This is a genomic window from Corynebacterium sp. UMB6689 (assembly GCF_030215295.1).
GTDB lineage: Bacteria > Actinomycetota > Actinomycetes > Mycobacteriales > Mycobacteriaceae > Corynebacterium > Corynebacterium aurimucosum.
This window is the reverse complement of the sequence record NZ_JASOLS010000014.1, coordinates 1-23,132: the sequence shown is the minus strand read 5'-3', so window position 1 is coordinate 23,132 and position 23,132 is coordinate 1. Positions and strand designations below refer to the sequence as shown.

The window sequence follows — 23,132 nt, the reverse complement described above, 5'->3', positions numbered from 1 at the left end:
CCCTATCGTAGCTAGAGGCCCGAATAAAATGTTTCGAATCTCCCCCTAAAAGCGGGCAATTCGAAGATCTGAAGCGAGGATAGCTTCTGCTCCGATCCCCTCGAGGCTGTCCATGACCTGATTGGCCAGCTTGCGGGGAACCATGACGCGCACGGCAACCCACCCTTCACGGGCCAAAGGAGAAATGGTCGGCCCCGTCAGACCGGGTGTCACTGCCTCGACGTTAGGCAGCTTTTCTTCCGCCACGTTGTAATCGAGCATGACGTAGTGGCGTGCATTGAGGATTCCGCGAATACGGCTGAGTACAACGTTCTCGTCAGCAGTGACGTCTTCGCCTTCGCGCTTGATCACCACAGCCTCCGAAGTCACGATGGGCTCACCGAAGGGTTCAAGCCCTTGCTGGCGCAGTGTGGTTCCGGTGGAAACCACATCGGCAATGACATCTGCGACACCAAGGTGAATCGAAATCTCAACCGCACCGTCAAGGCGGATGACTTCCGCGTCGATGCCATTGGCTGCGAGGTGATCACGGACCACGTTGGGATAAGACGTAGCAATGCGCTTGCCCTGCAGCTTGGCGACGTCCCACTTCTCCCCCGCCGGTGCGGCATAACGGAAGGTGGAACCGCCGAAACTCAGAGCCAGAACCTCGTTGAACTGTGCGCGGGAATCCAGAGCTAAATCGCGGCCGGTGATCCCCAAATCCAGGACGCCCTGCGCCACGTAGATGGCGATATCTTTGGGGCGCAGGAAGAAGAACTCGACTCCGTTCTCCTCATCCACGACGTTGAGTGACTTGCTGTGTCCACGGCCTTTGTAGCCGGCCTCCTTCAGGATTTCGAGGGCGGCCTCGGACAGGGACCCCTTGTTGGGGACGGCAATTTTGATCATTGGTGTGTAGTACTTTCTACGCTGAATGCGGTGTTGGCTGTGTACTAGGACGGCAAGGGGCCGACTAAAGGTAGGAGTAAATATCCTCAAGCTTCAGGCCGCGCTTATGTGCCATGACCTGGAGCCAGTACAGCAGTTGCGACATCTCCTCAGCGAGTTCCTCATCAGACTGATACTCGGCCGCAATCCACACTTCGCCAGCCTCTTCGATGATTTTCTTGCCCAAGTGGTGGATTCCTTTATCGAAGGCTTCCACGGTGCCGGAGCCTTCGGGGCGATCGGCGATCTTCTGGGACAGTTCCTCAAACAGGCTTTCAAAATTCTTCACAAAGGAATATTCTTCCACACCGCTGCATAAAATTCTGCACCCCGGCCGAAATTCTCCGCTTACAGTGAGCGCAAGCGCTGGAACCATTCATAAATGTCGCGCGCCGTGGCACCGTCTAGGTGGTGGTGCCCACTGCCTCGTAATTCGGCGATGACAGTGACCTCGTCGGGGACTGTAACGTGCTCCCCTTCCGGCAAACCAATGACGGAGCAGCCAGCGGCGACCGCCGCGCGCATACCTGCCGCCGAATCTTCGAATACGAGGCAATCCTGGGGTCGAGCGCCCACCCGGCGGGCGGCCTCGGCATACATGTCAGGAGCTGGCTTGCCGTTGGGAATCTCGTCGCCACAGATTGTGTCGACGAAATAATCTCGGCCCAAAGCCGCGATCGCGGAATCCGCCACGTAGCGCTCAGTGTTCGTGGTCACCATCATCGGCATTCCCGCATCCTTGAGCTCACCAAGAAGCTCCGAAATTCCCGGGAATATCTCGAGATGATCGGAAAAAAGCGACTTTACGTAGTCGAACATGAGCATGCGGTAGCGTTCGCTATCACCAGACTGGAGCTCGACGCCGGCTTTGTCAGCGCAGATCGCGAGCGTGTCCTCGAAGGTCGCGCCGACCGTCGCCAAACGCTCAGTAGGTGTCAGCCGGCGCCCCAACGTTTCGGAGAGGTAAAAGGTGGCCTCTTCCCATAAAGGTTCAGAGTTAGTGAGTGTGCCGTCCATGTCCCAGAAGATCGCGGCGGGACGACAGGTATGTGCGGTCTGATCGGTATCAGTCAATTAGAAATCCAGCTCCGGTAGCTGCGCGAGGGCTTCATCATCTGCACCTGTTGCTGCGGAGGCCAAGTGAATAAACTCGGTGAGCTCCTCCTTCTCCTCCGGCTCAAGTACAGCGTCGGCGTTCTTGCGGTTGAAAGCTGCGAGCTTCTCGACGGAAGGACGCACCGCAGCTCCCAGGAGACCACCATCTGGATCATCTGGAAGTTTATCCAGGTCCTCGAGGAAGGACTCCAAGATAGAGCGGAGGTCTGGGAGCACCGAAGCATCAAACGGTGCCTCCCAGAACTCCTTCTCCTCTTCCTTGAGGTAATCCCCGGTGGCGAAGGACTGCAGGTTGGACATGAACTCATCAACGGTGGGCTGGAATTCTGCACGAATCGTCATGAGCTAAATCATGCCTGAAGTTTCCTAGAGGCGCACGCCCAGCAAGGAATTAACTGCAGTGCGCAGAACGTTAGATGCTTCTTCGGACGCTTCCACTGCCCCTGTGGCCTTCTTAGCCCACTGATCCAGAACCGCAATAGCGCGCGGGGTAGCCAAATCATCCGCCAACGCTAGCCGCACGTTGTGGACAACGTTCTTGATCTCTTCCACGGTGCCTGGGGTTCGGGAGGCCGCACGCCAGCGCTCCAAACGCTCCTGCGCGGTGCGCAGGACCTCGTCGGACCAGTCCCGGTCCTCACGGTAGTGGCCGGAGAATACGCCAAGGCGAATCGCAGAGGGATCAACGCCTGCCTCCACAAGCTTGTGGACGAAGACCAGGTTACCCAAAGACTTGGACATCTTGGTGCCCTCCAAGCCAATCATGCCGGTGTGCACATAGGACTGGGCCATGCGTTCGACCCCACGAGCGGCCTCAGCATGCGCCGCAGAAAACTCGTGGTGCGGAAACTTGAGATCCGAACCCCCACCCTGAATATCGAAGCTGGAGCCGAGCCGGTTGGTCGCGATGGCAGAACACTCAATGTGCCAGCCCGGACGCCCCGGGCCAAAAGGAGATTCCCAGGCGGGTTCGCCCTCGCGGTGGGCACGCCAAATCAAGGCATCTAGCGGATCACGCTTACCGGGGCGGTCCGGGTCACCGCCGCGCTCGGCAAAGAAGGTCTCCATCTGCTCGCGGGAATAATTCGATTCGTAGCCGAAGTTCTTCGTGGCCTCGATTGATGCGTAGACGTCCGGATAGTCGGGGTCATCGACGACGTAGGCCGCACCTGCGTCGAGAAGCGCCTGCACCATCTCCGTGATCTCATCGATGGCTTCCATCGCCCCAACGAAGTGCTGCGGAGGAAACACAGAGAGCAGTTCCATGTCGGAGCGGAAAAGATTGATCTGCGAGGTACCCAACTCGCGCCAATCCACGCCATCGCGCTCGGCGCGTTCGAAGAGCGGATCATCCACGTCGGTGATGTTCTGGGCGTAATTCACCTTGTAGCCGTTATCCAGCAGCTGGCGGTAGATCAGATCAAAGGTGAGATAGGTCGCCGCATGGCCCAGGTGGGTGGAATCATACGGGGTAATGCCACAGACATACATGGTGGCGGTCTCCCCCTTGATGCTGAGCTTTTTTACCTCTTCATCAGCGGAATCATAGAGGTGAAGCGGCGACGGGGCGCCAGGTACGGAATCGATGTGCGGGACAGGCCAAGAGTGCATGGGCACCATCCTAACGTGTACTGACTCCGCAACTGGCGCATGCCCGGTTATTAAGGGGCGAGCACTCCGAGGCCCAGCAAGAGCATGACGAGGAGCCCGACAGGGATGCGGTAGGCCGCAAACCACTCGAAGGAGTGGTTACCCACGAACTTCAGCAGCCACGCAATAGACGCATAACCGACGACGAACGCGATGAGCGTGCCGACGAGCAGTTGGGCGCCGGTGGCAGATTGCCCCACGGTGGGGCCGAAGGCGTCGCCAAGCGAAAACAGGCCCGAAGCCATAACCGCAGGAATGGCGAGGAGGAAGCTAAAGCGCGTCGCCACCTCGCGATCCAAGCCCAAAAAGAGGCCGCCCGAAATCGTGCCTCCCGAGCGCGAGACACCTGGGATGAGAGCTAAGCACTGGCATAGGCCCATGACGATGGCATCGCGCATCGTCAAGTCCTCGAAGCTGCGCTCCTTTTTGCCCACCCTCTCAGCGATGATGAAGACAACGGAGAAAAGCACGAGCATGGACGCTGTAATCCACAGGTTGCGCAAGTTATCCCTGATCAGGTCCTTGCCCAGGACGCCTAGGATGCCAATCGGGATTGAGCCGACGATGACCATCCACCCCATGCGGTAGTCCTGGCCACGCTGCTCCTTGTGCACGAGACCTATGAACCACCCTTTGAGGATCTGCCAGATCATTCCCGCGAAGTACACAATCACTGCTAACTCAGTGCCGAGCTGGATAACGGCAGTAAAGGAGGCGCCGGCGTCCTGCCCCCAAAAGAGCGTGGAGACGATGCGTAGGTGCCCCGAAGAGCTCACGGGCAGGAATTCGGTGAGGCCTTGGACAAGAGACAAGACGATGACCTGTACCCATGTCATGGCGTCAGTTGTAGCTGTTGTAGTCACCCGCGACAGCCTACTAGCGCGCTCCATGGCTTCCGGTTTCCACCACGCTGACTGCTAGGATGAGGGATCGTGAAAATGCGTCGAGTCCTGCTTTCTTCTGCCCTTCTTGCCAGCACATGCGCCCTTGCCGCCTGCAATCCCACGGAAGGGGTTGGCGGGGACCCCAACTCGGCGGTCTATGGCAAGGCCGAACCCGCTTCTTCCCCAGAGTTATCGGAGCCAGTGGGCACCGTCGTGCCCTACACTGCCGTGACTGACCTCGAGGCGGTGGGTGATACCCTCGCCGTGCGCACCGAGGACTCCCTCGCTGTAGGTTCGGCTGCAGACTTTGAGGAAGAAAAGGCCACGCAGATTTCCGTCGATCAGAAGTGCGGCGACCTGACCGCTTCCGACAAGCATTTCCTCCTCGCGTGTGGGGAAAAAGTCTTGCTTGTTGATCCATCCCAGCCGGATTCCCCCCAGGAATTGGCAGTGGATGAGGAGCAGCCAGTAACGGTAGCCGCGGAGGCTTCCAGCGGTGAAGTATTCGTTGGTTCAAAGGACTCGACCACCGTCGGCGTGTACCGCGACGGGGAACGCAGCACCGGCATCACGGTGGAGGCCGGTTCGGATCAGCTCATTTCCGTTCCCGTTTCTGATGGTGCGGACGGCATCGTCCGAGCCTTAAGGGAAGACTCGACGATTCAATCTCTCGATTGGGAAAAGGACCGTGCGGGCGGGCGTCTGCGCGTAGGCCAGGGCGTCGGCCAGATCTCCGGCGGCGAAGGGGCCGTGGTCGTGGCATCGGACACCGTAGGCAAACGCGTGGCTATCTACACTGCCAGCGACGTTATTCGCCTGCACCAATACGGCAACACCGACGGCACACCGTGGGGCGTGGCTTGGGATGCCGGCCGCACACTGGCGTGGGTAACCACCACCGATAACAACCATCTCCACGCCTATACCGTTTCCGCGGGCGTCCCAGAAAACGTTGGCACCATGGACACTGTGGCTGATGCACGCACTATTGCTGTGCTGGGCGACGGCACCCTCGTCACCGCCTCCGCATCCGGTGAAGGCCTCCAGTTCATCACCGATCCGCAACTCGACACATCACCGCGCTAGCATCCGGTCTCAAAGACCTCATTCGCAACCTCAGCTAAGGACACTTCATGCAGTACTCCGCCCTTGACCGCGCCCGCCATGCTGCCTACCAGGCAGCATTGAAGGGAATGTTTAAACTCGACCCAGAGCGAATCCACGGAATCATCAACGGCGGACTCGCTATCTTCCAAGCCGGTGGCCCGCTCAATCGCGCGCTGGGAAAGGTGGTACCGGTTAATGACCCGGTATTGGAACAGGAAGTCTTTGGGGTGCGCTTCCCACGTCCGCTAGGGTTGGCGGCCGGCTTCGACAAGAACGCGGCGGCTGCTGATGTCTGGACCCCCGTTGGCTTCGGCTATGCCGAGCTGGGCACCATCACCCCGAAGGCGCAGCCCGGAAACCCTGCTCCCCGCCTGTTCCGACTCAAGGCGGACAAGGCAATCCTAAACCGCATGGGCTTTAACAATGAGGGTGCGCTAACCGCCGCGCGCAATCTACGCAAGCGCCGCTACAACGATGTCGTGGGCATCAACATTGGCAAGAACAAGGTCACCGACGCCGAGCATGCTGTGGATGACTACCGTCAGTGCGCAACTGTGCTGGGGGATCTGGCCGATTATGTCGTGGTTAATGTGTCCTCCCCTAATACCCCAGGATTGCGTGACCTGCAGGCAGTGGAGTCCCTCCGCCCCATCATGGAAGCCGTGGTGGAATCAACATCCTCGCCGGTCTTGGTCAAGATTGCTCCCGATCTCAGCGATGAAGATATTGATGCCGTGGCGGATATGGCCGTGGAAGTTGGCTTGGCTGGGATCGTGGCTACCAACACCACTATTTCCCGTGAGGGATTGAACACCCCGGCCGACGAGGTTGCTGCCATGGGCGCGGGTGGCGTGTCGGGTCCCCCGGTGGCTGAGCGTTCGATGGAAGTGCTCAAGCGACTTCACGCCCGCGTAGGCGATGAACTGGTGCTGGTTTCGGCGGGCGGAATTTCCACGCCGGAGCAGGCATGGGAACGTATTACTGCCGGTGCCTCGCTGCTGCAGGGCTACACCGGACTGATTTATGGTGGACCGGATTGGATTCGCGACATTCACCGCGGCATTGCCCAGCAGATTCGCGCGCACGGCCTCAGTAACATCTCGGAGGCAGTTGGCTCCGGTCTGGGATGGATCGACTAAGCCCCCGAAGAGTCTTCGAGGGGGCTTAGCCCTGTCGATGAAGAGAAGCACGGATGGGGGCTTCCGCGCTTCATGCGTTTCACTTAACGCAGTGTGCGGCGGATAATGACCGCGCACAGGCCTGCAGCCACGGCGTAGAGGAAAACCACGTACTGCCCCATCGTGGTGAGGACCGTACTGGGCAGTGCGCGGCTAGCGATGATGAGCACCAGCGCTAGGACTAGCGCAATGATTTGCTCGCGGCTGCCGCGCTGATCGCGGCGTTGGGTGCTGAATGCACCGACGAGCAGCGCCGCGCCAACGATGGCGAGGTGGCGCCATGTCCATTCAAAGGTGGCGCCCCAGCCGTCGGTGAAAATCGATACGAGCCCAAATAGTGCTAACACGGCGGCCAGCAACATGAAAGCGCCGCCCACGCGCAGGGCGGCGGGGATATCTACTCCGTCAGTCGTGGGGTTAGTATCCGAATTCCTAGTCATTGTGCCGAGTCTAATGGGCCGTATTAGTGGGCCTCGTACCAGCCCCACGTAATCGCACGGCCGAGGGTGTGGAAGAAAAGGTTAAACCCAAGGACCGTCGGCGTTGCCTCCGGGTCGATGTCGAGGCGCTCAACGTCGACGGCGTGGACCGCAAAGAGGTAGCGGTGCGGGGCATGACCAGCTGGCGGCTGGGGCCCGTAATAAACGCGCTGGCCGGAGTCTCCGCGCAAGCTGATGACACCTTCATGTCCAAGGTCTTCCGCGGAGCCTGCTCCCGTAGGAAGCTCACGTACGTCAGCCGGAATATTGAACGCAGCCCAGTGCCAGAAACCGGAACCCGTCGGAGCGTCCGGGTCAAAGCAGGTGACAGCGAAGGACTTGGTTCCCTCGGGTACGTCCGACCACGAGAGTTGCGGTGAGATGTTCTCAGGAGCGCGGAAGCGCTCTGCGATTTCCGCCCCCTCTTCAATATCAGCGGACGTTACGGTGAATGCGGGGACATCCCCCAGTGGTGCATAAGGGTCCGGGCCGGGAAAGCGGGAATCGGTGGCGTAGCTCTCAACGGAATCTGAAGTGTTCTTAGTCATAGATTCATTTGTACCGGAAAGCTAAAACCCATGCCGAAGAATGGTCTTCTGCCCTAGACAGCGGCAGTAAGCGCTCGGTTGGGGCGAGCGAGTTTCATCGTTGTGTTTTCAGCACACTGCACGAGCCTAAAACACAGCGTGAGCTGCTGATTTGTGAAGTTATGCCCATTCGGGATACAGTATGCGAGTGCCCAGCCGAGAGGCTGAACAAACACCCTAGCCCGGGTGGCGGAATGGCAGACGCGCTAGCTTGAGGTGCTAGTGTCCTATTAACGGACGTGGGGGTTCAAGTCCCCCCTCGGGCACAGATAGAAGCCCCGTGTTTCGCATTGCCAGAAAGGCAGGCGATTCACGGGGCTTTTCGCATCGGTACAGTGGGTGCGTATGCACGCTACTTTTACCTATCTAGATCCCTTCACCGCCCAGCGCCATGTGGTCGAGGCCCCCGAGGACTCTCAGTATGTTGTGGTTAAACGACGCGGTGACGCCGTTGTTGATGGCACGGTGATGAGCTTCCACTCCACCCATGCGCAAGCCCGCGACGCGGTCATGGCCGGCCTCACGGAGGAATTGCGGCACGCTGGGGACAACGAACCCGTTTATGTCACCCACGCTCGCTTGCGGGGTGAGTACGCTCGCTACGTGGACTGCTAAGCTGCCCGGCTATTAATAGGTTCCGCTTCTTCCACTACAGTTGCCTTCTTCTTCGACGTGACGTAGCTGTGCACAGCCTTGATTAGGATGGGCGCTACAGACAGCGCGATGATAAGCAGCATGATCTTCTCAATCGAATCGGCAATGCCTGGAATATTTCCCAAGAAGACGCCGACCAAATTCATGGAGAGCACCCATGCCACTGCCCCGCTAACGTTCCATCCGATGAACTTTTTATAGGGCATTTCGGCCGTACCAGCGGCCACCAGGAGTGAATCCCCCGGAAGGAACGGAAAGAGTACTCCTGACTCAATGAACACCACGAGGCCAATACCGCCTATGACCCATGGCCCAAAAGCCTCAAGCAAGGTAGCCGCGTCCATATAAGACGTGAGGTTATGAAGAAAGTTCATGCGGATGCGTGCCTCAGATAAGTATCCACCGCGGAGTGCTGAAACCGTGCATCGAACCGAGGCTTGCCAGCAAGTTGGGGCGCTACTCCCAGTTCCTCCCCAGACACCGCGACTCGCGGGACGCGCTTGGATCCAATGAGGATTTCGGCCTCACTCGGATTAAGCTTGTAGCCCTATGAAAACTGGTTGGGTGCACAGCGTCGGTGACTTTTGTACGTCTTTGGCGCGCTCGGCTTGGCGGAGCTGCAGCCGCTGGACGTGGAAGCGTTGGGCGGCGGTAATCCTCACCGGCATGGCGCTGGTGATTCTTGCCGTGCTTGTCGACGTCCCCTCTCTCGCCGCGCTCCGTTCTTGGTCGCAGCACCTCGGGCCATGGTTCCTCGTCGCCTTTGCCGGCTCCTATATCTTCTTCACGCAGTTCCCCATCCCCCGAACAGTATGGACTTTAGCCGCGGGGCTCCTCTTCGGCCCGTGGCTCGGGCTGGTCATCTCCCTCGTCGCACTGACCATCTCCGCCACTGTTTCCCTGCTGATAATCCGCAGGTTGCTTGGTGAATGGATTCGCCCGCACCTCACGCACCCGGCTGTCTATGCAATCAATGCGCGCCTGGACCGCCGCGGTTGGCTCGCCGTGGCCTCATTGCGGATGGTCGCGGGAGTTCCGTTTTCCTTATTAAACTATGTCGCGGCCCTCACCCCAATTTCGGTCCTGCAGTTTTCCATCGCCACTCTCATCGGTTCGATTCCCACGACCGCTATCGGTGTCTTTTTCGGGGACGCGCTTACCGGTAAGACAAGCCCCTACACCATCGTTGGCTTTGTCCTCGCTGCTGCACTCGGTATCGCCGGACTCATTTTAGACACGCGCTTGCCGCTCGAGCCCGGTATGCAGCGACCGGTCAAGCGCAAGGGGTAGACTAAACGTTGTTTCTCGCTGGAAGGAGTCTCTCAACGTGCTAGCAGTCCATGCCCGCTACCGCGGTCGCTCGGTGCGCCGCGCCGATTTGGTCCAACGCTCCGCAGCTGCGCTTTCCACGCTGGAGGGCGTCGGTGAATTCGAGGTCCTTGGCGTCGAGGATATTTGCGCCGTTGCCTACTCCTCTTCCGCGGTGTGCGATGTCGTCATGGCACTTCTTGCGGACGGTGACTGGGCCATCGGTATCGGTGTTGTCCCGGGCGAGGGCGCGGGAGATGCCGAGACGCGCGCCGTCGCTACCGCTGCTGTGAAGGGATCAGCACGCGCGGGGCATGTCTACGCCAAGGTTGATCGGCGCGGGCAGGCGCAGGAAGCGCAGGATATTGCAGCAGCCTTCGCTCTCCTCGGATTCGTACTCACTAAGCGCACGATGGAGGGCCGCGAGGCTACATCCTTGGTGCGCGGAGGACTAAACCAGAATGAGGCCGCCGAGGAATTGGGTATCTCCAAACAGGCTATGTCCCAGCGCCTCCAGGCGGCAGGCTGGGCAGCGGAAACCGCCGGATGTCAGCTCGCGGTGAATCTCATCGACCGAGCGAACTCGAACTAAAGAAGATCTTCTTTGCGCAGCTCGGGCGTCGTGACGAAGTCTACGAGACGTTCTACAGCGCCGATGAGCGTGGAATCGAGATCCCGGAAGGAATTGACGGCATTATAAACACGGCTCCAGCCTTCCTTGGGATCGGACCAGCCCGTTCGCCGGCAGATACCAGTCTTCCAGTCTTCCCCATAGGGAACTTCGGGCCAGGCGCGCAGCCCTAGGCGCTCGGGTTTAACGGCTGCCCAGATATCAATGAAGGGATGTCCGGTCACGAGCACATGCTCGCCCACTGTTTGCGTCAACCGCGTTTCCTTTGAGCCTTCTACGAGGTGATCCGCGAGAACTCCCACGCGGCGCCCAGGTCCTGGCTGGAATTCAGCGAGGCGTTCCTCGAGGTTGTCTAGACCCTCGAGGTATTCGACTACCACGCCCTCTACTCGCAGGTCGTGCCCCCAGACCTTCTCCACGATCGCCGCATCATGGATACCTTCGACCCAAATGCGCGATGGCGCGGCTACTTTCGCCTCAACGTTCTCAACGCGGCGCGATCCAGAGTTCGACTTTCTGGGCGCTTGCTTCTCGACGTATCTCGTCAGCGTCACCGGCTGCCCCTCTACAAGGAAGCCGCCCTTGACAAGTTTGAATACTCGCTCGGTACCGTGACGATCTTCGAGGCGCACGACTGGCCCCCACGCGGTCTTGTCCACGCCCATCACCGCCCCCACGAAATCGTCTCCCCGAACCTCGACGACCAGCCCCGGTTCTGCGGGCACCTCGGGGTATTCGGTTTTCTTGTTGCGTGTATGTCCGGCGAAAATGTCGCCGCCGTAAGGATCCCGGGAATTCAAGTTCATAGCGGTCTACCCTATCGTCTACACTGTCCAGCCATGGATATGCGCGCCGAAGTCTGGTCCCCCGTACAAAACGTCGCAGTCTGGCTTGGCGCGTGGCTGTGGGGACACGAATCCGCCGATGATTTCCTTGATGCCCTCGGCGAGCTAGGCGGGGAACAGCAGGGAGCGAACGGAGAACCCTTCCTTGATGTTATGTCACGTCTCCGACGCGAAACCATCTCCATTATCGAGCGCGATGAACGCGAGCCCCTCCTGCGACTCATCCTTTCTGGCCCTGGCGAGGCGCCAGCACTACCGGCGGGTTCGGATTCGGCGCGTGCAGCGGCTAATAATCCGGCCGGCGCTATCGTGGTGCGGACCAACGATAGAGACCGTCATTTAGTATTGGTGCCCTCTTATGCCGACGGCGCCACCCAGTGGATGGTAATTGAGGAAACTGCTGCGCTCCCCTCGCCTGCGTGGCTAAGCCCGGGCGAGGCTGATGCGCTATTGAGCGCCGCAACGAATGAATCCGCAGCACTCATCGAAGCTCTGGGCTACCGCAGCGATGCTCTCCCCAATCCGCGGCTGACGGTGGGAACTCTTAGTGACTTCTATGACACTCCGGGTTTACCCGCTGCGGTACCGGGGCGCGCAGCAAAACTTTTTGCGCGCGCTGATCGCGTCGCGGCCATCATCGAGACAGTGACCGACCGCATCCAGGACCACAGCCTCGATCCACAGCTGCTGCGCCTATGGCGCCACATCCGTCAAGCACGAATGGCTGGCGTGGCCTACGCGCTCACGGATTTCGCGCGTTAATGCGGCTTGTGCAGCGACCAGATATCGCAGCACCCTTCAGCGCAGGGGGCACCATCGACGGTGCAACCTTGGACAGTGACGTCTCCGAGAGAAACGGGCTCGGTTCCCTGCTCCAGCTCATCGATGAGGTCCACGATGAGCGAGGCGAAACGAGTGGTTGGACCAGCGGTGCGGGTGCGATAGACGCTAACCCCCATCTCCTCCGCGGCTTGCTTCAGTTCTGAATCGAGGTCCCAGATGACCTCCATATGATCGGAGATGAATCCGATGGGACACACGACGACGCCATCGACACCGTCCTCCTGGTGGATGAGCGTCGTGTGATCGACGATGTCCGGCTCTAGCCATGGAGTAGCCGGGTTGCCTGACCGCGACTGCCATACAAGGTCATAGTCCTCCACCCCTGCTGCCTCGGCGACGAGACGGGAAGCTTCCGCCACCTGGCGGGAGTAAATGTGCTTATCCCCTTCAGCACCCCCCACTGCATCGTGCGCCGTTGGAACTGAGTGGGCAGTAAACAGCATGCGGGTGCTAGCCAGCTTGTCTTCCGGGACCTGTGCGTAGGCATCTCGGACCGCGGCAGCCATCTCTTCGATGAACTTCGGGTGATCGAAGAACTGACGAAGCTTGGTGAAGGTCATGGCGGGCAAGTTCTTGTCTTCGACGTACTTGCGCAAAGCGACGATGTCTTCGTTGTATTGTCGGCAAGCACTGTAGCCACCCCACGCCGAGGTAGCAAAGACAGCCACGTTGCGCACTCCGTCGGCAGCCATTTTCTCGACAGCTTCTGTTCCGAAGGGATGCCAGTTACGGTTACCAAAGTAAACCGGTAGATTATGTCCGCGAGCCTTGAGCTCCGCGGCCACGTTGTCAATAATCTCTCGGTTCAATTCGTTCAAGGGGCTTTTACCACCGAAGTGAAAGTAGTGCTCCCCAACTTCGATAAGGCGCTCGCGCGGAATGCCGCGGCCACGGGTAACGTTCTCCAAAAACGGGACGACCTCCTCGTTTGCTTCCGGGCCACCGAAAGAAAGAACGAGGAGGGCGTCGAATGAAGAGGGCACCGAATCGGTGCTGTGGGCGTTGCCCTGGGCAGTACGCAGTGTGTCAGTCATGCAGCCCAGTCTAGCAACGGGCTGTTCTAGATCAGGCGCACGGCATAGGGTGCCATGCCGCCTTGACGCACAGGGGTAATGCTGACGTTTTGACCAGACTGCGGGGCTTCAACCATCGTGCCATCGCCGAGGTAGATCGCCACGTGTTGGTTGCCGCTTGGGCCGTAGAAGATTAGGTCACCACGCTCCATCTCACTCGGTGCGATCTTGGTCCCCTTCTGGTACTGGTAGCCGGTGTAGTGCGGCAGGGAAATGCCTACTCCTGCAAAGGCATAGAGAACAAGGCCCGAGCAGTCGAAGCCGACCTTGTTGTAGTCACCGTGGGAATCCGCCACGCCGCCGTCACGAATGCCCTGGGTGGGACCGTTTGCATCGCCACCGCCCCACGCATACGGAACACCTACCTGGGACGTCGCGCGCGAAATGACAGTCTCGATCTTTGCCTCACGGGAGGCATCACCCAGAGATTCGGAAGCCTTATCCGTGACGCTATCGGTCGTGTCAAGTGGATCCAGCACACCGGAAACCTTGGACTCCACAGTGTCTTCATCCGAAGTCGCGGAAGCAGAATCGCTAGCCTCCGCGGTGCTCGCGCCTTCGCCCTGCAGGGCGAAAAGCTTTGAGGAGCCTTCAACCAAAGCGTCGATCTCGTCCTGGCTCAAGCTGTTGCTGTGGCCTGGCTGAGAAGCGGCGACCAAGGAAGCTACGGTTCCTACCGCGCCAATGCCCAATGCAACCGTCTCAGCATCGATCCCGCTCGGGTCGAAGGAGCTGCCGCTGCCGCCTGAAGTCGCCTCCTCTTCAGCGGAGCTTGCAGTGCTTGTCGACCACAATTCCTGCACGTTCGGATCGTTGGCCACAGTGCTTGCGGCACTCGAGAGCGCATCCATGTCTTCAGCAGAAACGGAGGGCGCAGAGCGTTGTGATTGCAAAGTAGGGTCCTTCGCCTCGGAGGCTGAAGGGCCGGCGGCCGCGACGGAATCGGTCTCTGGGGTCGACTCTGTGGAGTCATCGGCTGGGGCCGTAGTTGTGTCCTGAGTACCGGCCTCCCCCGCTGGCGACAAGGCCTCATCGTTGACGTTCTTTCCGGTCTCTGGACTTGACGAATCGACCACGTCAACACCCTTAGCTTGATTAAGGGCCTTGTGGAGAGATGAGAGTTGAGAGAGAAGGTCCTCGCGCTCGGCCGCAGATTCTTCAATTGAAGCTTCGGAAGCGGAGAGCTGTTCGCGTGCAGCGGACTCAGCATCGGCCGCCTTGTCTGCGCGCTCCTCAGCCAACTGCTGGGTCTTGCGTAGCTGCGACTCCTTGTTGGCCTTCTCCGTGCGCTCCTTTTCCAGATCGCTCACAATGGCCTGTTGCTTTTCTGATTGCGAGCGGAGGTAGGACTGGCGCTCCAACATATCCGAGCGGGCATCCTTGCCGGCCGCGTGGGAAACGGCGTCAGAGGTATTTGCTCGGCGGTAGGCAGAGCGTGAGACCTCGTCCAGCTTGGCTTGTGCATCGGCGACGTCTGCCTGGGCGTCATCAAGCTCCTGGCGAGCCGTCGTGGTTCCCCGGCGAGCCTGGGCTGCCTTAGTGCGAGCGTCATTGAGATCAACGAGCGCCCGGTTGACGGTTTCACGTTGGATGCCGATTTCGGCCTCCGCTTGCGCGATGCGTTCCTCAATCTGAGCGATGGCGCCGGCGAGGTCAGCGATGGAAGGACTATCAGAGGACAGCAGTGACTCAATATTGAGCCGCTCAGGCTCCTCCGCCACTGCAGGAGCGAGCGAAGAAGCGGTAGACAAGGCTACGGTGGTCGCAATGGCAGCGAAAGCTGCCTTGAAACGCCGGAAGCCAAATGACGATGTGGTGGCCACGAGAGTTATCTCCTAGGCACCTACCTCATTGGAACTGTCATGCGTGTCGTGCAGACATGCGTGCCGGACATCGAGCGGTACAGGCAACGAGTCAGCCAGGCAAACGGTAGTTAAGGCACGCAAAGTGCGCATAGCTAGCTCGGTCTTCCCGCAGGATGTTACGACGACGGCTACGTCCAAAGGAATAAGTGGAACCGAAAAGGCTGGCACCCGGTGCTGGCCGGGGTATGCCCACGCGGGTTGCCCTAGATGATTACGAGCAACTTCACGACAATATAGGTCGAATAAGTTGGGCTGCACCATCACTGACACGGGGCAACACGATACTGCGCGGCGTCTCGTGTGTGCACCAACATCAAGCCGGACCGCTTTATAAAAGCAAATCAGACTGCGCACTCGCGGGCTCGTTTGCTCCGCATAGAGCGCGCTTAAATATGACTGCGCGATCCGGCGATGAGGGGGCACACACCCTAATCTGGCGATAAGTCCTATGTCGGTTCCTCCTCGCTCGGCGCCGCGCTCATGGAAGGGTCGCGTCTCGCACCAATAGTGGCGCACGCGCAAGCCCTCGTGGCTGGCACCCAACCGGAAACCGATGGAACCCAGGCCGACGCAGCCCTCAAAAAGGCATGCGTATGAAGTGTATGAAGCCTCTTCCACTCGGGAGGTAGGTGTTTCGATATCTAAAAAAATTTGAACACTGGTACCGACTGCGCCGAGCAAACTGTACTGCTATGCGCATCAACATAGTGGTGCGACGGTCATCCACCAGGCGGTGAACCTCAACAGTTCCCTTCGCTCGTGGCGTGCTTCCCCACATACCCGTGCGACAAATCAGTTGAGAGTCAAGGCTTGGTCCATGAACGTATGGAGCAGTAGTCAACCCGTGAGTCGATACGTGAACCATACGTCACCGACACGCCTTCTCGCACACTTTCCCCATCTTTCACATAAGCCACGCATGACCACACGGCGTTACAGGCGCACCTAACCTGCAATGACATTGTTACCAAGGTGTGACTGTGATGTTGCTCACTCTACCCTCGGCCCTCACCTGTCCTGCCCATCGGGCACCGCCCCTTTGTCGCGTCCCAAGCCTTGCCTTGCGCCTTTCTCTCTTCGGGGGCGAGTTCCTAGCGGCACACCATTCGGAGGGTGCTTGAGGAGGCGGCACTTGCGTGCGAGACCCCATTAGCCTTTCGCCCTTCGAGCTCTGCCTCGCGGCGTCAGCTTCGACCTCGGGATCGCCCGCCCGCCGTCCGGAGATTTCACCCTCCAGCGGGACGAGAAATTGCCCGCCCTGCGCCTGTCTCAAGTCTCGTGGCACACCTAGCTTTGGAAGGCTCGAAAGCCCAGCGGCAACCACTCCCCCGGCGAAAAATCAAGTCTTAGTGGTTGATTTTCGCCACTTCCCTACTCCCCCGCACTGAAGGCCGGCGCGTGTTGGTCGGCGTCTTCTCGCCTAGTGATCGGCTGGTTCAACCTCCGTGGCGGCTGCCCGGAAACTCGCCCATCCAGCGACCGCCGCAACGGTGAACGCGACCGCAAAAATCAACAACCACGGCACGGAGAACTGATCTGCAACGGCATAAAAATCATTAAGCAGGGTTACCTGATCGAGTCCGGTGGGAAGCGAATCTTCGGCCGCCTCTAGGGCTGCCCGGTCATAAGAATTACTGACCGCGGACACCCGCATGGGTGCCTGGAGAATTACTGTGTCAAGTCCCGTTTGCTCTTGAAGGGTTGTGGCCAGATCGCGGAGATCTGGAATTTTCTCCGGAAAAACATCAACGACAGCAATGCCGTGGTTGGGTTGGAGGGATTCTGCGATGTGGGTCTGGAGGTCGTCGTCAAGCGGTAGTTCTGGATTGGAGAATGCCACGCCATCGGCCGAGAGCTGATCGGCGATGTCATCTACGTCTACTCCCGCAGGAATCATTCGCCTCTCCTTAATCTCTAGCCTCAATGATCATTGGGACCTTGATCGCTGTGCTTGGCGTCACGGCTCGTCAAGCTCATTTCTTTGGCGGGGCGTGTCCCCCCTGCTGCTCCCGACTGAGCCTAAACCGTGCAGTGCGGTTGACGTGGGCGACTCGCCGCTACCCCCGAAATGTAGGAAACAGAACGCTCGTACTGTTATGCTGGTGTCAACCGAGGGTTCTTACATCTACAATAGATACGGAACATTAGCGTTCTGAGACTGTCGAAATTCCTGGCTCCAGTTGGCTGCTAGGGCATGACGGCAAATTCGATGAACCTTCGACCAGTGTTCGATAACCCACAAGCAAAAGCAAGGAATGGAGCTCCTTATGACTGAAAGCCTGAACTCCTTCGGCGCCAAGAAGACTCTTGAGGTCAACGGTAAGTCTTATGACTACTTCGACATCAACGCAGTCGAGGGCCTGGAGAAGCTTCCTTACTCCCTCAAGGTGCTGGCTGAGAACCAGCTGCGCTACGAGGACGGGAAGAACGTAACCAAGGATCACATTAACGCTTTGGCGAACTGGGATCCCTCCGCTGAGCCGGATACCGAGATCCAGTTCACCCCGGCCCGTGTTCTTATGCAGGACTTCACCGGTGTCCCCTGTGTGGTGGACCTGGCAACCATGCGTGAAGCTATCACCGCCCTCGGCGGCAAGCCGGACCAGGTGAACCCGCTCAACCCGGCTGAGATGGTTATTGACCACTCCGTCATCGTCGAGGCCTTCGGCTCAACCGAAGCTCTAGAGAAGAACGTTGAGATCGAGTACGAGCGCAACCAGGAGCGTTACCAGTTCCTGCGCTGGGGTGCTGAGAACTTCTCCAACTTCCGCGTTGTTCCTCCGGGAACCGGTATCGTCCACCAGGTCAACATTGAGTACCTCTCCCGCGTTGTCTTCGACAACGACGGTGTTGCTTACCCGGATACCTGTATCGGCACTGACTCCCACACCACCATGGAGAACGGCCTGGGCATTCTGGGCTGGGGCGTCGGCGGCATCGAGGCCGAGGCTGCAATGCTGGGCCAGCCGGTGTCCATGCTGATCCCCCGCGTCGTGGGCTTCAAGCTCACCGGCGAGATTCCGACCGGTGTGACCGCAACCGATGTGGTTCTGACCATCACCGAGATGCTGCGTCAGCACGGCGTCGTTCAGAAGTTTGTTGAGTTCTACGGCAATGGCGTGAAGTCGGTGCCGCTGGCCAACCGTGCCACCATCGGCAACATGTCCCCCGAGTTCGGTTCTACCGCCGCGATCTTCCCGATCGACGAGGAGACCATCAAGTACCTCGAACTCACCGGCCGCCCGCAGGAGCAGATCGACCGCGTCGAGGCATACGCCAAGGCGCAGGGTATGTGGCTGGAGCAGGACGCTCCGGAGGCAGAGTACTCCGAGTACCTCGAGCTGGACCTGTCCACCGTTAAGCCCTCTATCGCCGGCCCGAAGCGCCCGCAGGACCGCATCCTCCTCTCCGAGGCCAAGGAACAGTTCCGTAAGGATCTGCCGACCTACGCTTCCGGCGAGGTTGTTGCAGACGAGTCCACCATCGAGGCGAAGCGCATGACCGCTGAGGGCGCCGACGAGAACTCCCTCGTCGACGTGACCGGTGGCCTGAACAAGTCTCGCGCTGGTGAGGGCGAATCCGCAGCCAAGGGTGGCTCCGGCCGCCAGTCCAACCCGGTGACTGTCACCTCCCCGAACGGCGGCGAGTACACCTTGGACCACGGCATGGTAGCCATCGCTTCCATCACCTCCTGCACCAATACCTCCAACCCGTCCGTCATGGTCGGCGCAGGCCTCATCGCCCGCAAGGCGGCCGAGAAGGGCCTGAAGTCCAAGCCGTGGGTTAAGACCATTTGTGCTCCGGGTTCCCAGGTTGTGGATGGCTACTTCCAGCGCGCAGACCTCTGGAAGGATCTGGAGGCCTTGGGCTTCTACCTCTCCGGTTTCGGCTGCACCACCTGTATCGGTAACTCCGGCCCGCTGCCGGAGGAAATTTCCAACGCCATCAACGAGCATGACCTGGCTGCTACCGCGGTGCTGTCCGGTAACCGTAACTTCGAGGGCCGCATCTCCCCGGACGTCAAGATGAACTACTTGGCTTCCCCCATCATGGTCATCGCCTACGCTATTGCCGGCACCATGGACTTCGATTTCGAGACCCAGCCGCTGGGCCAGGATCAGGATGGCAACGATGTCTTCCTCAAGGACATCTGGCCTTCCCCGCAGGAGATTGAGGACACCATCCAGCAGGCCATCTCCCGCGAGCTCTACGAGGCGGACTACGCCGACGTGTTCAAGGGCGATGACGCATGGCGCAGCCTGGACGTTCCGGAGGGTGAGACCTTCAAGTGGAACGAGGACTCCACCTACATCCGCAAGGCACCGTACTTCGACGGCATGCCAACTGAGCCGGAACCGGTTCAGGACATCAAGGGCGCTCGTGTTCTGGCTAAGCTCGGTGACTCCGTAACCACCGACCACATCTCCCCTGCTTCCTCCATTAAGCCGGGCACCCCGGCCGCTCAGTACCTGGATGCCAACGGTGTGGAGCGCCAGGACTACAACTCCCTGGGTTCCCGTCGTGGTAACCACGAGGTCATGATGCGCGGTACCTTCGCCAACATCCGCCTCCAGAACCAGCTGGTCGACGTCGCCGGTGGCTACACCCGCGACTTCACCCAGGAGGGCGCACCGCAGGCCTTCATCTTCGATGCTTGCGAGAACTACAAGGCAGCCAACATCCCGCTGGTTGTCCTTGCCGGCAAGGAGTACGGCACCGGTTCCTCCCGTGACTGGGCTGCTAAGGGCACCAACCTGCTTGGTGTGAAGGCCGTCATCACCGAGTCCTTCGAGCGCATCCACCGCTCGAACCTCATCGGTATGGGCGTCATCCCGCTGCAGTTCCCGGAGGGCGAGTCCCACGAGTCTCTGGGCCTGGACGGCACCGAGACCTTCGATATCGAGGGCATTGAGGCTCTTAACGAGGGCGGCATTCCGAAGACGGTCCACGTGACCGCCACCAAGGAATCCGGCGAGACCGTTGAGTTCGATGCCAAGGTTCGCATCGACACGCCTGGTGAGGCCGACTACTACCGCCACGGCGGCATCCTGCAGTTCGTTCTGCGCCAGATGGTCAAGGCCTAAACCAGCCTTGTCCCGCATGCGGGGACGCCGACTACGGATAGCCCCGCATAACTAGGCAAAAGGCCAGCTAGCAACAACGAGTGCTGGCTGGCCTTTTCTATTTCCTAACCTTTACGTATTTTCATCACCTGATTATCCCCCGCCGTGCCTTAAGGAGCGAGATTCCAGCCATGCCGATTATGAGCGACTCCGAACTTCATCGCCGCCGCAACGACATCCTGGTTGGGGCACGAAAATGCTTTGCGGAGCACGGCTATGACGGTGCTACAGTCCGCCGCCTTGAAGAAGCCACGGGCAAATCGCGTGGGGCTATCTTTCACCACTTCGGCGATAAAGAGTCTCTCTTTTTGGCCCTGGCCCGGGAAGACGCGGCCCGCGAGGCCGAGGTTGTGGCAAATAACGGTCTGGTTGAGGTTATGAGCGAGATGCTGCGCCACCCTGAGCGCCACGACTGGTTGGCCACTCGCCTGGCCGTTACCTCGATGCTGCGCACTGATCCGTCTTTCGCCGCTCGGTGGCACGAAGAGCAAGAAGTTCTGGATAAGGCGGTACGCGCTCGCTTGGAATCCAACGCGGAAAAAGGTCGCCTGCGCGATGACGTCTCCATCGATACCCTCGTGACGTACCTAGAGACTTTCATGGACGGCTTCATCAACCGCCTCGCGCTGGGAGACACCAAGAACCTAGACCAGGTGTTGAGTTTGGTAGAACAATCGATTCGTGGCTCCCGCGCCGAGCACTAAGCGATTAACGCTCAGTGGCGGAGTGTGATTGACGCTACACTATGGCGTATGCACCATACTCCCCTACAGCTTCCGCGGACGCAGTGTGGAATTAGTCTAAACGCCACACCCCGGCTTGCTCCGAAAGAACAGCGCGCCCACGATGCTCAGCCGAGCGCGCGAATAGATAATTCAGGGCTCCGCGAGGTCATCGAGGAGGCTGGTCCGCTGCCTGGGCGCCTGAAGTCTGGCGACGTGGCTACCTGGATTTTTATCACTATCGTGGTGCTCTTCGTATGCGGCATGGCGTTCACTTTTATTTACGATTTCCTCGGCTCAGCGCGACATGTCATTTCACAGTTTCGGCTCATCTCTTTCATTCCCGTCTTCCCTTTACTGATCATCCTGATCATCGTGGGGATTGGCTTGCGACGCGTGGCCATGAAAGTCAGTCGTTCTCGGCGTCTGCGCACTGCATGGCGCAACGGCTGGGTAGAATACCGTCCTGCTCTCATCGGTGAGTTGGTGTACCTACGCAGCAAAACCGTAGGCCCCGACGACCGTGAACGAACCTATTTTTATTACTCGGCGCCCCTTCTGCTCCTCCAGCCAGACGGCACACTAGCTAGAGCCATGTCCGGTGAGTTCCGCGCTGCAAATCCGAACTGGCTGAGATCGCGGGGCACTGCTATCGCCGAAGGATCCCGCTTAGCAACCGTGGACTCCACGAATAACAATGGATGGACCGTCGCTGCTTACCGCACCGACGGGACGAGTTCAGAAGCAGAACTTTCGTGTGGCCTCACCGGGCGCCAGGTAGAAGCCGTTCTCTCCTTCGCCGAACAGCGCTGGGTGCGCTAAGGCCGCTCTTTCATTGGGGTCGGCCCGCCGCCCCACACGGGTCCTGCTCCCCATTGGATGTTGAACCGACGATCAAGGCAGCTCCAAGCCCTTTACACTGTGATCCATGACGCAATCTTCTATTCAATTGCCTCGGTCAACGCTGAAATTTGATGCAGCCAGCGCCGACTCCCTCGCGCCTAAGGAGCTAAAGGAGCACGATCAGCAGCCCAACCCCAACGTAGATCGCAGCGGCATACGCGAAGCTATCGATAGCGTCGGGCGACCGATCGGCCAAACGAATCCCGGCATGACCATCGCTGGTGTCATTGTCATCTCCATGGGAGTTATGTCCCTGTTCTTCTCAGTGACGCATGCGCTTTTCCTCTTCGTCCTTTTTCCCGGCGCAGATGGAACCATCGGCGGGATACCGATAGCCAGTATTATCATCGCGCTCACCGCACTGGTATTCATCCTTATCGGAGTTATGGTCATGCGAGGGCGCTGGGGATCCACGACGCGGCTGCGCACTGCGTGGGCGAATGGATGGATTGAGTACCGCCCCGCATTGATCGGTGAGCTGGTTTATAAGCGTCGCGTCGATTACAACGACACCACCGATTACTACTACACCGCCCCGATACTGATTTTGCAGCCGGACGGCTCATTGACAAAGAGCCGGACAGCGGAGTTCATTGCTCCGAATCCGAACTGGCTGAAGCTGCGTGGCCGGTTGCTCGCCGACGGTCCCCTCGTCGCCACCGTCGACTTCAACCACAATAACGGCTGGAGTGTGGTGGGATACCGCGCCGACTCGGATAATCCGCGACTAGAACTCCAGCATGGTCTGCGCAAGAAGAACATCGAGGCGGCGCTGTCTTTTGCCGAGCAAAACTAGATAAAAGGTTAATGCTCAAGGATTTACAGTCTAGACTGGCCGCCTTCTAGGAGCCGATAAGAATGCCTCAACACTACATAGCCCCTTTTGACTTTCCCGACCATGAATACAATGAAAGGCTGATTCCTCGAAGTCATCGGTCAGTTTCTTCTCCCAACCCCTCGCCAGCAACTAGCGCCATCACGTGTGCAATCGCAACAGCAAGTCCACTTCTTGGCGGGAAAACGCTTGAAACTAAAGAACTTCGCACGCGCATTGTGGTGGCAGTAATACTCTGTGAGGTTGCCCGCAAATCGTGGACACGTAGTGGAGCTACCTAGTGGTTAGGCAGCTATTTCTTTTCTGCTGTTGATTGCGCCGGTGTGGTTCTCGAAGTCGACGGGGCTTACCATACCGAGTGCGGAGTGTCGGCGCCGGCGGTTGTAGACGACTTCAATC

General features: G+C 59.1%; 23 protein-coding genes and 1 tRNA gene. 11 read left to right on the top strand and 13 right to left on the bottom strand.

The genetic code is table 11. The features are described from left to right. Positions 1-45: 45 nt before the first annotated feature. The 6 genes from hisG to QP363_RS08745 all read right to left on the bottom strand — a co-directional run bounded on the left by hisG (position 46) and on the right by QP363_RS08745 (position 4,559). Complete coding sequence (gene hisG, locus QP363_RS08770; protein WP_284764059.1) at positions 46-891, bottom strand: ATP phosphoribosyltransferase; 846 nt, start codon at positions 889-891, stop codon at positions 46-48. 64 nt (positions 892-955) lie between these two features. Next, positions 956-1,219: a phosphoribosyl-ATP diphosphatase gene (locus tag QP363_RS08765; protein ID WP_284764058.1), complete on the bottom strand. Its 264-nt coding sequence runs from the start codon at positions 1,217-1,219 to the stop codon at positions 956-958. 59 nt (positions 1,220-1,278) lie between these two features. Further along, positions 1,279-2,004, bottom strand: coding sequence for an HAD family phosphatase (locus QP363_RS08760; protein ID WP_284764055.1), 726 nt, complete (start codon positions 2,002-2,004; stop codon positions 1,279-1,281). Beyond that, on the bottom strand, positions 2,005-2,388 hold the full coding sequence (locus QP363_RS08755; protein ID WP_070717751.1) for a hypothetical protein: 384 nt from the start codon (positions 2,386-2,388) through the stop codon (positions 2,005-2,007). 24 nt (positions 2,389-2,412) lie between these two features. Further along, positions 2,413-3,657, bottom strand: a complete 1,245-nt coding sequence (mshC, locus tag QP363_RS08750; protein WP_284764052.1) for a cysteine--1-D-myo-inosityl 2-amino-2-deoxy-alpha-D-glucopyranoside ligase — start codon at positions 3,655-3,657, stop codon at positions 2,413-2,415. Between the two features lie 50 nt (positions 3,658-3,707). Next, a complete protein-coding gene (locus QP363_RS08745) occupies positions 3,708-4,559 on the bottom strand; it encodes an undecaprenyl-diphosphate phosphatase (RefSeq protein WP_201828226.1) in 852 nt (283 codons plus the stop codon). 75 nt (positions 4,560-4,634) lie between these two features. Between QP363_RS08745 and QP363_RS08740 the strand changes: the two genes are divergently transcribed. Together QP363_RS08740 and QP363_RS08735 are read left to right on the top strand one after the other, a co-directional pair. Further along, positions 4,635-5,666, top strand: coding sequence for a hypothetical protein (locus QP363_RS08740; RefSeq protein WP_284764099.1), 1,032 nt, complete (start codon positions 4,635-4,637; stop codon positions 5,664-5,666). A gap of 47 nt (positions 5,667-5,713) precedes the next feature. Then, positions 5,714-6,826: a quinone-dependent dihydroorotate dehydrogenase gene (locus QP363_RS08735; RefSeq protein WP_284764050.1), complete on the top strand. Its 1,113-nt coding sequence runs from the start codon at positions 5,714-5,716 to the stop codon at positions 6,824-6,826. 83 nt (positions 6,827-6,909) lie between these two features. Here QP363_RS08735 and QP363_RS08730 read toward each other — a convergent pair whose 3' ends face one another. Beyond that, entirely contained in the window at positions 6,910-7,305 is a 396-nt protein-coding gene (locus tag QP363_RS08730; RefSeq protein WP_070446604.1) for a hypothetical protein, read from the bottom strand. Positions 7,306-7,328: 23 nt separating this feature from the next. Further along, positions 7,329-7,892, bottom strand: coding sequence for a YbhB/YbcL family Raf kinase inhibitor-like protein (locus tag QP363_RS08725; protein WP_216381940.1), 564 nt, complete (start codon positions 7,890-7,892; stop codon positions 7,329-7,331). A gap of 219 nt (positions 7,893-8,111) precedes the next feature. On the opposite strand from QP363_RS08725, the gene QP363_RS08720 reads away from it, so the two are divergent. Together QP363_RS08720 and QP363_RS08715 are read left to right on the top strand one after the other, a co-directional pair. Further along, a tRNA-Leu gene (locus tag QP363_RS08720) sits at positions 8,112-8,197 on the top strand. Positions 8,198-8,276: 79 nt separating this feature from the next. Next, positions 8,277-8,546, top strand: coding sequence for a hypothetical protein (locus tag QP363_RS08715; protein ID WP_070643533.1), 270 nt, complete (start codon positions 8,277-8,279; stop codon positions 8,544-8,546). Here the strand turns inward: QP363_RS08715 and QP363_RS08710 are convergent. Then, positions 8,543-8,959, bottom strand: coding sequence for a DedA family protein (locus QP363_RS08710; RefSeq protein ID WP_201828231.1), 417 nt, complete (start codon positions 8,957-8,959; stop codon positions 8,543-8,545). The genes QP363_RS08715 and QP363_RS08710 overlap by 4 nt on opposite strands. 175 nt (positions 8,960-9,134) lie before the next feature. Between QP363_RS08710 and QP363_RS08705 the strand changes: the two genes are divergently transcribed. Together QP363_RS08705 and QP363_RS08700 are read left to right on the top strand one after the other, a co-directional pair. Then, positions 9,135-9,875 carry a TVP38/TMEM64 family protein gene (locus QP363_RS08705; RefSeq protein ID WP_070643528.1) on the top strand — a complete coding sequence of 247 codons (741 nt, stop codon included), beginning with the start codon at positions 9,135-9,137 and terminating at the stop codon, positions 9,873-9,875. A 37-nt stretch (positions 9,876-9,912) separates the two neighbouring features. Next, positions 9,913-10,485 carry a MarR family transcriptional regulator gene (locus QP363_RS08700; RefSeq protein WP_284764046.1) on the top strand — a complete coding sequence of 191 codons (573 nt, stop codon included), beginning with the start codon at positions 9,913-9,915 and terminating at the stop codon, positions 10,483-10,485. Here the strand turns inward: QP363_RS08700 and QP363_RS08695 are convergent. Next, positions 10,482-11,324, bottom strand: coding sequence for a DUF3097 domain-containing protein (locus tag QP363_RS08695; protein WP_144656398.1), 843 nt, complete (start codon positions 11,322-11,324; stop codon positions 10,482-10,484). The genes QP363_RS08700 and QP363_RS08695 overlap by 4 nt on opposite strands. Before the next feature lie 39 nt (positions 11,325-11,363). On the opposite strand from QP363_RS08695, the gene QP363_RS08690 reads away from it, so the two are divergent. Continuing rightward, positions 11,364-12,131 carry a hypothetical protein gene (locus tag QP363_RS08690; RefSeq protein WP_144656361.1) on the top strand — a complete coding sequence of 256 codons (768 nt, stop codon included), beginning with the start codon at positions 11,364-11,366 and terminating at the stop codon, positions 12,129-12,131. On the opposite strand, the gene QP363_RS08685 is transcribed toward QP363_RS08690, so the two are convergent. The 3 genes from QP363_RS08685 to QP363_RS08675 form a co-directional block, all read right to left on the bottom strand. After that, positions 12,128-13,246 (bottom strand): ferrochelatase, encoded by a 1,119-nt coding sequence (locus tag QP363_RS08685; RefSeq protein WP_284764044.1) that lies wholly within the window; start codon positions 13,244-13,246, stop codon positions 12,128-12,130. The genes QP363_RS08690 and QP363_RS08685 overlap by 4 nt on opposite strands. Positions 13,247-13,272: 26 nt before the next feature. Further along, positions 13,273-15,108, bottom strand: coding sequence for a DIP1281 family NlpC/P60 protein (locus QP363_RS08680; RefSeq protein ID WP_284764043.1), 1,836 nt, complete (start codon positions 15,106-15,108; stop codon positions 13,273-13,275). Positions 15,109-16,570: 1,462 nt separating this feature from the next. Then, positions 16,571-17,047, bottom strand: coding sequence for a DUF6676 family protein (locus QP363_RS08675; protein WP_284764042.1), 477 nt, complete (start codon positions 17,045-17,047; stop codon positions 16,571-16,573). Positions 17,048-17,417: 370 nt separating this feature from the next. Between QP363_RS08675 and can the strand changes: the two genes are divergently transcribed. The 4 genes from can (at position 17,418) to QP363_RS08655 (ending at position 22,694) form a co-directional block, all read left to right on the top strand. Continuing rightward, positions 17,418-20,234: an aconitate hydratase gene (can, locus tag QP363_RS08670; RefSeq protein ID WP_210388748.1), complete on the top strand. Its 2,817-nt coding sequence runs from the start codon at positions 17,418-17,420 to the stop codon at positions 20,232-20,234. A 170-nt stretch (positions 20,235-20,404) separates the two neighbouring features. Further along, a complete protein-coding gene (locus QP363_RS08665) occupies positions 20,405-20,977 on the top strand; it encodes a TetR/AcrR family transcriptional regulator (protein ID WP_070444799.1) in 573 nt (190 codons plus the stop codon). Between the two features lie 48 nt (positions 20,978-21,025). Next, positions 21,026-21,817: a hypothetical protein gene (locus QP363_RS08660; protein ID WP_284764039.1), complete on the top strand. Its 792-nt coding sequence runs from the start codon at positions 21,026-21,028 to the stop codon at positions 21,815-21,817. A gap of 106 nt (positions 21,818-21,923) precedes the next feature. Further along, positions 21,924-22,694 carry a hypothetical protein gene (locus QP363_RS08655; RefSeq protein WP_070710612.1) on the top strand — a complete coding sequence of 257 codons (771 nt, stop codon included), beginning with the start codon at positions 21,924-21,926 and terminating at the stop codon, positions 22,692-22,694. Positions 22,695-23,132: the final 438 nt, after the last annotated feature.

What these genes read in the sequence shown, in the direction of transcription:
- QP363_RS08705 (WP_070643528.1), top strand. Translation starts at nt 9,135, where the DNA reads ATGAAAACTGGTTGGGTGCACAGCGTCGGTGACTTTTGTACGTCTTTG.
- QP363_RS08735 (WP_284764050.1), top strand. Translation starts at nt 5,714, where the DNA reads ATGCAGTACTCCGCCCTTGACCGCGCCCGCCATGCTGCCTACCAGGCA.
- QP363_RS08675 (WP_284764042.1), bottom strand. Translation starts at nt 17,047, where the DNA reads ATGATTCCTGCGGGAGTAGACGTAGATGACATCGCCGATCAGCTCTCG.
- QP363_RS08660 (WP_284764039.1), top strand. Translation starts at nt 21,026, where the DNA reads ATGCACCATACTCCCCTACAGCTTCCGCGGACGCAGTGTGGAATTAGT.
- QP363_RS08710 (WP_201828231.1), bottom strand. Translation starts at nt 8,959, where the DNA reads ATGAACTTTCTTCATAACCTCACGTCTTATATGGACGCGGCTACCTTG.
- mshC (WP_284764052.1), bottom strand. Translation starts at nt 3,657, where the DNA reads ATGCACTCTTGGCCTGTCCCGCACATCGATTCCGTACCTGGCGCCCCG.
- QP363_RS08725 (WP_216381940.1), bottom strand. Translation starts at nt 7,892, where the DNA reads ATGACTAAGAACACTTCAGATTCCGTTGAGAGCTACGCCACCGATTCC.
- hisG (WP_284764059.1), bottom strand. Translation starts at nt 891, where the DNA reads ATGATCAAAATTGCCGTCCCCAACAAGGGGTCCCTGTCCGAGGCCGCC.
- QP363_RS08715 (WP_070643533.1), top strand. Translation starts at nt 8,277, where the DNA reads ATGCACGCTACTTTTACCTATCTAGATCCCTTCACCGCCCAGCGCCAT.
- QP363_RS08685 (WP_284764044.1), bottom strand. Translation starts at nt 13,246, where the DNA reads ATGACTGACACACTGCGTACTGCCCAGGGCAACGCCCACAGCACCGAT.
- QP363_RS08665 (WP_070444799.1), top strand. Translation starts at nt 20,405, where the DNA reads ATGCCGATTATGAGCGACTCCGAACTTCATCGCCGCCGCAACGACATC.
- can (WP_210388748.1), top strand. Translation starts at nt 17,418, where the DNA reads ATGACTGAAAGCCTGAACTCCTTCGGCGCCAAGAAGACTCTTGAGGTC.
- QP363_RS08740 (WP_284764099.1), top strand. Translation starts at nt 4,635, where the DNA reads ATGCGTCGAGTCCTGCTTTCTTCTGCCCTTCTTGCCAGCACATGCGCC.
- QP363_RS08655 (WP_070710612.1), top strand. Translation starts at nt 21,924, where the DNA reads ATGACGCAATCTTCTATTCAATTGCCTCGGTCAACGCTGAAATTTGAT.
- QP363_RS08730 (WP_070446604.1), bottom strand. Translation starts at nt 7,305, where the DNA reads ATGACTAGGAATTCGGATACTAACCCCACGACTGACGGAGTAGATATC.
- QP363_RS08690 (WP_144656361.1), top strand. Translation starts at nt 11,364, where the DNA reads ATGGATATGCGCGCCGAAGTCTGGTCCCCCGTACAAAACGTCGCAGTC.
- QP363_RS08755 (WP_070717751.1), bottom strand. Translation starts at nt 2,388, where the DNA reads ATGACGATTCGTGCAGAATTCCAGCCCACCGTTGATGAGTTCATGTCC.